The sequence below is a fragment of the Rhodoferax sp. genome (assembly GCF_014859475.1).
Lineage (GTDB): Bacteria > Pseudomonadota > Gammaproteobacteria > Burkholderiales > Burkholderiaceae_C > Rhodoferax.
The window spans coordinates 1-2,587 of sequence record NZ_JACUUE010000282.1; the positions used below are offsets into that span (position 1 = coordinate 1).

Annotated in this window: 4 protein-coding genes and 1 pseudogene; all 5 read right to left on the bottom strand. The window is 60.5% G+C overall.

The window, feature by feature from the left end; translation table 11 throughout:
* Positions 1-323 (bottom strand): hypothetical protein (locus IBX54_RS14345; protein ID WP_296543334.1); only part of this gene is annotated, 323 nt, incomplete at its 3' end.
* A gap of 12 nt (positions 324-335) precedes the next feature.
* Positions 336-620, bottom strand: coding sequence for a hypothetical protein (locus IBX54_RS14350; RefSeq protein ID WP_296543335.1), 285 nt, complete (start codon positions 618-620; stop codon positions 336-338).
* Positions 620-1,621 carry a major capsid protein gene (locus IBX54_RS14355; RefSeq protein WP_296543336.1) on the bottom strand — a complete coding sequence of 334 codons (1,002 nt, stop codon included), beginning with the start codon at positions 1,619-1,621 and terminating at the stop codon, positions 620-622. The genes IBX54_RS14350 and IBX54_RS14355 overlap by 1 nt, the downstream gene beginning before the upstream one ends.
* A 59-nt stretch (positions 1,622-1,680) precedes the next feature.
* The gene (locus tag IBX54_RS14360; protein ID WP_296543337.1) at positions 1,681-2,061 is read right to left on the bottom strand and encodes a head decoration protein; all 381 of its coding nucleotides are present in this window, start codon (positions 2,059-2,061) and stop codon (positions 1,681-1,683) included.
* A 63-nt stretch (positions 2,062-2,124) separates the two neighbouring features.
* A pseudogene (locus IBX54_RS14365) lies at positions 2,125-2,587 on the bottom strand (hypothetical protein); the annotation flags it as partial.

Sequence of the window (2,587 nt, forward strand, 5' to 3'; positions counted from 1 at the left end):
CAATCCGCCTCGCGCAGGGCCAGCGCCAGACCGCCAAGGTTGGTGTCGCTCATCAGGACTGCGTGGGCGGCGACGACGGCGAGATCGGCTTGCTCGAAGGCATCGTCCCCACGAGCCACCGCTACCAAACGCACCATCAGCAGCCGGTCGACGAGGTTGTTGGCATGCGCGGTGATGCTGTCGCCTTCGGCAAATAGCAGCAGCGCGGGGCTGGCCTCGCGCGTCACCGGCACGGTCGGAAAGCGCAGTACCGGCGTGGGCGCCACCCCGGCAGCGAGACGAGCGACGACCTCCCGCAAGATGCGCTCGCGGATGGAGTTCATGAGCCGGAGTCCTTAGAGTCGAGAGAGTGAAGCGCGGCGCTCGCTGCCGTCGCCGATGCTGCGGATATCGCGGACGCGATACGTGTTGCCTGCGATGGACACGATGTCTCCTGCCGCCAGGCTCGGCAGTGTCGAGGCTGGAAAGCGGATCGTGTAATCGGCAGACAGGGCAAGCCCGTCGAGGACGCTCTCGTCTGGCGAGCGGAAATCGACGGCGATGGTGTGGCCATCGATTTCCGCGTCCACCAGCAAGCCAGACCGCCCAGCGGCCTCATAGAAGTCCTCGATGCGCACCATCACACCGTCAGCTTCACGAGAACGCCCGGGCGGTGGCACATCGGCAGCGGGTTGCTTTGCGTGTGCAGGTCAGTGCCGCGCTCAAACTTGCGCGGCTCCTGCTTGGCGTAGAGCGCCTGGCCCAGCGTGTTGGCGGTCTCGTTGAAGTCAGCCGGTGCGTAGTAGGTGCTGAAGGTGTCGACCGTGCCCAAGGGAAACGCATGGGCCTCACCTGCGCCAATAAAACGGCGGGTGACGCCATTCATGTCGGTGGCCTGGCCCCGGTATTCCTCAAAGGTGACTCCACCAAAGGTGAAGCCCGCGCGCATGTCATCGATCAGCACGGCCCGCTGCTGGCTGTAGGCAAACGCGTCCTTGACCTTGACGTGATCGGTCAGCGCGTCATAAAACTCGGGTGAGCACAGGCAGTGCACCGAGGTCATGAATTCACCCTTGAGGTTGTCCTCAAAGTGGCGCAGCACATCGGCACACTTCTTTTTAACGTTGGAGGCTGCATTGGCCAGATCGAAGTTGATGGTCGTGGGAGTGATGCCAAACTCATCAAACAGGTTGTAAATCACCGAGCCATCGGCATCCAGGATCACGCCCTTCAATGCACCCATGCGCAGGTTCTCCAGTGTGATGGCGTGCTTGTTGCGCATGGTCTGCAGATGTCGGGCCATGACCGAGGCGATGGTTTCCATCTCGGTCTCGCTGCCAAAGGCGCGAATGCCCTGGACTTCCTCTGGCAAAACCACATCGTCATGCGGAATATGCGGCACCACAAAGGAGCGCATGGCGCGCTTGCCACGGGTGCCCACCGTGCCAGGGGCGCCCACGGGCATGGTCGGTAGCAGGTTGAGCACGCCGTTTTGTTCTTCGACCATCACCTGGCGCGTGCGCACAGGCTTGTCGGGGAAGATTTTGAGGGCCTCGATGCGACCGAAGCGGTTGGGGATGATGTTGATCGCAGCGGTCAGCGATGACATCGAGAAGGCGGGGTTGTTGAAGGGGTTGTTCATGGGGAAATGTCCAAAGGTTGAAGTGATAAGTCAGCACCAGCGCCCAGGCTTGGGTGCGATCAGGCTGACTGGCGAATCAGGATGCCAAGGTCGGCCAACGCGCCGATGGCAGCGGTCTTGGCCGCAGCGGTGATGCCTGCGGGCCAAATCACGCACTCCGATGCGAGCACCGCATGACGGTTGAGCAAGAGTGCGTCTTGCACATCGATCAAGGAGGCATCGACATCGTTCAGAAGCACGCCGATGGGGTTTTCTGAACCATCGGTGGCCAAGGGGTCGAGTTGCATGAGTTTTGCACTCGCCGTTTCGCGTGCGACGACGGTGCCCAAGGTGAGTTTCTGTCCGGCAGCGACGGTGGCAACTTCTCGTGAATAGCGAAGATGGTCTTCTTCGTACTTGAGCAAGTCGCCCAGGTTCTGGGTTTCATTGATAGCGGTCATGGCAGTGTCCTATGTAAAGAGTTGAGATTGAGAAACAAGCAAACAAAGTCGCAATATTCAGATTCATGGCGTACCGGCGAGCTTTTTGACGGCGGCCATCAGCGCTGAGACGCCGTCATTGCTGGCCTTTGCCAGTGGCTTGGCCGCATCTGGGTGAATCAGTGAGGAGATTTCTTCACTTTGGGCACGCGAGAGCAGCAAGGCCTGGCGCACCTCAGGGGCCGAGCTGCCTTGGGCCAAGAAGCTGGTAATGCGACTGCTTTGCCCGGCAAGCTGACAAAGTTCGGCGATTTCCAGGGCTTGCGAGCGGCCAGCAGCCACAGCAGCCACAGCGTCCAACGTGCTCACAGCGTCGCTGGCTGGATTGGGATTGGGATTGGGATTGGGATTGGGATTGGGATTGGGATTGGGATCAGTCAGTGCTTCCTCAATTTCAGCCGCTGGTGCCTCAGCGACAGGTACTTCGACTGCATCTGGAAGTGCTTCGGCAGCGGGTGCAGTTTGGCTCTGCAGGGTTTGCGTCATG